Origin of the sequence: Candidatus Darwinibacter acetoxidans (genome assembly GCF_041936445.1) — a bacterium.
Classification (GTDB): domain Bacteria; phylum Bacillota; class Limnochordia; order Darwinibacteriales; family Darwinibacteriaceae; genus DTU010.
The window spans coordinates 1-1,950 of record NZ_JBHGXH010000158.1 but is presented as its reverse complement, the minus strand read 5'-3'; the positions used below and the strand labels follow the sequence as shown (position 1 = coordinate 1,950).

Sequence of the window (1,950 nt, the reverse complement as noted above, 5' to 3'; positions counted from 1 at the left end):
AGGGCACGGCAGGGGCTTTGGGAGTATCAGGGCATAGGGTGCGTATGGCAGCTGCAAAGTATCTATTTGAGATCGGGACCCTTATGATCATGCCATTTGAGACTCAGCACGACGCGGATCAACCGCTCGGATTTCTCGTGTTCTCGACGCTGACCTGCGAAAAACTGCTGTATGCCACTGACACCTATTACATCAGATACAAGTTTCCTGGCCTTACACACATCATGATCGAATGCAACTACATCAAAGACGTCCTTGAGGACAATGTTGACGCGGGCGCGGTCCCGCTTGCGCTGAGAGACAGGCTCATCGAGAGTCATTTCAGCCTGGCAAACGGCAAAGCCTTCCTGCAGGCGAACGACTTGAGCCAGGTCAAGGGGATTTGGCTGCTGCATATGAGCGACCAAAATTGCGATGCTGGACGAGCTAAACGCGAGATTCAGGAGCTTACCGGGATACCGACATATATTGCGCAGGAGGTGGCGACATGCCAGTAGGGATGAACATTAGGTGCAAGGTGTGCGGAAAGAGACCACACGAGCTTGCTGAGTATATTAGTGCGGCACAGGCGCATGAGATGACGCCAGACGAGTACGTGCGGAGAGAAGAAGGGACGCTTAACTGGGCAACGGGGTATTTCTATTGCACGCCCTGCTACGTAGAAATAGGGATGCCGCTAGGCAAAGCGTAAAGGAGGTGTCGCCATGCAGATAAAGCGCTGTCCGTTTTGTGGGGGACAAGCTCGCGTTATACCAGAGGCGCGGCTTGGGCACCTTGGATACACAGTCTACTGCGAGGGCTGCGTGGCCGAGAGCGGCACGTATGCGACCAAAGAGAAGGCGATGCATAGTTGGAATTGCCGGTTTATGGAGCGCCCATCGAGCAGCGATGGGACAGCATGGCGAATGCTAAGCGTGAATGAAGTAGCAGGCCCGGCTTGGCTGAATTGTAATGTCAAGACCGTCTACAAACTAACGAAACGCGCCGACTTTCCAGCAATACGCGTTGGCGAAAAAGTCATTAGAATACCGGCTGGTCTGCTTGAGGAATGGATTCTGAAACAATCACAGGAACGCCTGGACTAGTTATTAGGGAGCAGGAGGCGTCAACATGCCGATAGGGATGGCAATAGCGATGGGGCTGACGATAGCTGGGATATTGGCGCTATTTCTCGTATGGCGTGAGCTGGATCGAGCTGAGCAAGCGAGGAGGCGGAATAGATGACCTGTAAATACCGATATCGCCTGATCTCAACCGGTGCCGGCTCTCAGAAATACGGGTCGTGCGCGGGCTGCGGGGAGGACCCTGCGGAGGTTTTCCATCAGATAGAGGAGCGGGCATATACGCGATATGACGGCACAGACGGCTGGACATCGCAGGGTTGCCATTCGATTTTTGGGCACAGAGCGTGCCTGATTGGGAGGCGGAGATGAGATGAACAACATCCAACAGGCCATTGACGACCTGATCGATGCCGCTGACATCCTGGTGAGTCGCAGGGACCACGTGACAGGTGACGTGGCACTCATACCCCGGACAAGCATCAGCAGGCTTGAGATTGCGCTTGAAGAGGCGCGGAGGGCGATTGAGGGGGGACGACAATCATGAACACCACAACCATTGAATGGGCTGAACGGACGTGGAATCCGGTGACGGGCTGCACTCCTGTTTCAGAGGGCTGCGAGAATTGCGACTATTGCCGGGCCACGAAAGTTTTGAGGGGTGCGGTTTATTATGCGGATATTTAGGAGGTGGCGACATGCCGATAGGGATGAAGCTCGTGCTGGGGCTGACGATAGCGGGAATATTGGCGATGTTCCTGGTTTGGCGTGAGCTGGATCGCATGGATCGGTTTTGGGAGGAGATTGATGAGTGGGGGAGGCGGAATAGATGACCTGTAAATACCGATATCGCCTGATCTCAACCGGTGCCGGCTCTCAGAAATACGGG

At 54.6% G+C, this 1,950-nt stretch carries 5 protein-coding genes; all 5 read left to right on the top strand.

Annotated elements, in window-relative coordinates; all coding sequences use genetic code 11:
- Positions 1 to 497, top strand: a 497-nt coding sequence (locus tag ACE4YL_RS06010) for an MBL fold metallo-hydrolase (RefSeq protein WP_461369369.1), incomplete at its 5' end; no start/stop codon positions are given.
- Positions 498 to 704: 207 nt separating this feature from the next.
- Entirely contained in the window at positions 705 to 1,085 is a 381-nt protein-coding gene (locus tag ACE4YL_RS06005) for a Lar family restriction alleviation protein (protein ID WP_461369368.1), read from the top strand.
- A 349-nt stretch (positions 1,086 to 1,434) separates the two neighbouring features.
- A complete protein-coding gene (locus ACE4YL_RS06000; RefSeq protein ID WP_461369367.1) occupies positions 1,435 to 1,608 on the top strand; it encodes a hypothetical protein in 174 nt (57 codons plus the stop codon).
- Complete coding sequence (locus ACE4YL_RS05995) at positions 1,605 to 1,748, top strand: DUF5131 family protein (protein WP_461369366.1); 144 nt, start codon at positions 1,605 to 1,607, stop codon at positions 1,746 to 1,748. Before ACE4YL_RS06000 ends, ACE4YL_RS05995 begins: the two co-directional genes overlap by 4 nt.
- Positions 1,749 to 1,759: 11 nt before the next feature.
- Positions 1,760 to 1,894, top strand: coding sequence for a hypothetical protein (locus ACE4YL_RS05990; protein ID WP_461369365.1), 135 nt, complete (start codon positions 1,760 to 1,762; stop codon positions 1,892 to 1,894).
- Positions 1,895 to 1,950 lie beyond the last annotated feature (56 nt).

What these genes read in the sequence shown, in the direction of transcription:
- ACE4YL_RS06005 (WP_461369368.1), top strand. Translation starts at nt 705, where the DNA reads ATGCAGATAAAGCGCTGTCCGTTTTGTGGGGGACAAGCTCGCGTTATA.
- ACE4YL_RS06000 (WP_461369367.1), top strand. Translation starts at nt 1,435, where the DNA reads ATGAACAACATCCAACAGGCCATTGACGACCTGATCGATGCCGCTGAC.
- ACE4YL_RS05995 (WP_461369366.1), top strand. Translation starts at nt 1,605, where the DNA reads ATGAACACCACAACCATTGAATGGGCTGAACGGACGTGGAATCCGGTG.
- ACE4YL_RS05990 (WP_461369365.1), top strand. Translation starts at nt 1,760, where the DNA reads ATGCCGATAGGGATGAAGCTCGTGCTGGGGCTGACGATAGCGGGAATA.